This is a genomic window from Streptomyces sp. NPDC002730 (genome assembly GCF_042888805.1).
In the GTDB taxonomy this organism is placed as follows: domain Bacteria; phylum Actinomycetota; class Actinomycetes; order Streptomycetales; family Streptomycetaceae; genus Streptomyces.
Map to the genome: position 1 here is coordinate 1 of NZ_JBIAQG010000066.1, position 1,632 is coordinate 1,632.

The window sequence follows — 1,632 nt, forward strand, 5'->3', positions numbered from 1 at the left end:
GTGCGGACAGCGCGGGCGGCGTGTCCGAAGGGCACACCGGCGATGCTGATCAGGGACAGGTTGGACGTGCTGTTCGAGGATGAGGAGTTCGCCGGGCTGTATCCCAGGGACGGCAGGCGGTGCCTGTCGCCGGGGCAGTTGGCGCTGGTGTCGGTGCTGCAGTTCGCGGAAAACCTCTCCGACCGGGCTGCGGCGGACGCGGTGCGGACCAGGATCGACTGGAAGTACGCGCTGGGCCTGGAGCTGGACGATCCCGGGTTCGACTACTCGGTGCTGTGCGAGTTCCGGGCCCGGCTGGCGGAAGACGGCGCCGCCGACCGGCTGCTGGAGGTCATGCTGCAGCGCCTGAAGGAGGCTGGACTGCTCAAGCCCGGCGGCCGGCAGCGCACCGATGCGACCCATGTGCTGGCCGCAGTCCGCTTCCTCAGCCGTCTGGAGCTGGTCGGGGAAACGCTGCGGGCGGCACTGGAGGAGCTGGCCGAGACCGACCCGGACTGGCTGTGGCCCCTGATCGAGCCGGAGTGGGGAAAGCGGTACGGACGCCGGGTGGAGATCGGCAAACTGCCGGGCGGGAAACCAGCGGTGACTGAGCGGGCCGAGCAGACCGGCCGGGACGGCCAGAAAATCCTCGCCGCTGCCTGGGACACGTCCGCCCCGCCTCACCTGCGTCTGCTGCCTCAGGTGGAGATCCTCCGCCAAGTGTGGGTCCATCACTACTACTGGGACACCCGCGGGCGCCTGCGCTGGCGGGACGGGCACGCCCTGCCCTCGGCTCACCTGCGCTTCGACTCCCCCTACGACACCGATACGCACTACTGCGTCAAACGGGACACCGCCTGGAGCGGCTACCGCGTCCATCTGACCGAGTCCTGTGACGAAGAGCGTCCCGAGCTGGTGGTCCACGTGGCCACGACGCACTCCACCGTGCAGGACGTCGAGATGACCGCGACCATCCATGACGACCTCGCCAAGCGGGAGTTACTGCCCGGCGAGCACGTCGTCGATGCCGGCTACGTCACCCCGGCACACATCGAGCGGGCCGCCCGGGTGCACGGCATCACGCTGCTCGGCCCGGTGGTCCCCGACCACAGCCGCCAGGCCAGGGCCGGCTCGGGCTTCGCCAAATCGGCCTTCCCCATCGACTGGGACAACCAGCAGGCCACCTGCCCCCAGGGCGCGATCAGCCGGGAGTGGAGACCACTGCGGATCAGCGGACACAACTACATCCAGGTCAAGTTCGCCAAGGCCGACTGCCTGGCCTGCCCGGTCCGCCCGCAGTGCACCACCTCCGCCACCCGACCCCGGGCCCTCGCCTTGCTGCCCACCCGCGAACTCCACGAGATCCAGATGCACAACAGACTCGAACAGACCACCGAAGACTGGCAGCACCGCTACGCGATCCGCGCCGGCATCGAAGCCACCCTCTCGCAGAACGTCCGAGCCCACGGCCTGCGCCGTTCCCGCTACCGGGGACTGAAGAAAACCCACGTCCAGCACGTGCTCACCGCGCTGGCCTGCAACATCGCCCGTGTCACGGACTGGCTCGACACCGAACCCAGAACGCGCCGCCGGACCACTCGCTTCCGCACCCTGTGCTCAGCCGCCATATGACCCCGCCAACATCACCAACAG

Annotated in this window: 1 protein-coding gene; it reads left to right on the forward strand. The window is 69.1% G+C overall.

Annotated elements, in window-relative coordinates; translation table 11 throughout:
- Positions 1-1,611, forward strand: a 1,611-nt coding sequence (locus ACFYXH_RS42445; protein ID WP_389575177.1) for an IS1182 family transposase, incomplete at its 5' end; no start/stop codon positions are given.
- Positions 1,612-1,632 lie beyond the last annotated feature (21 nt).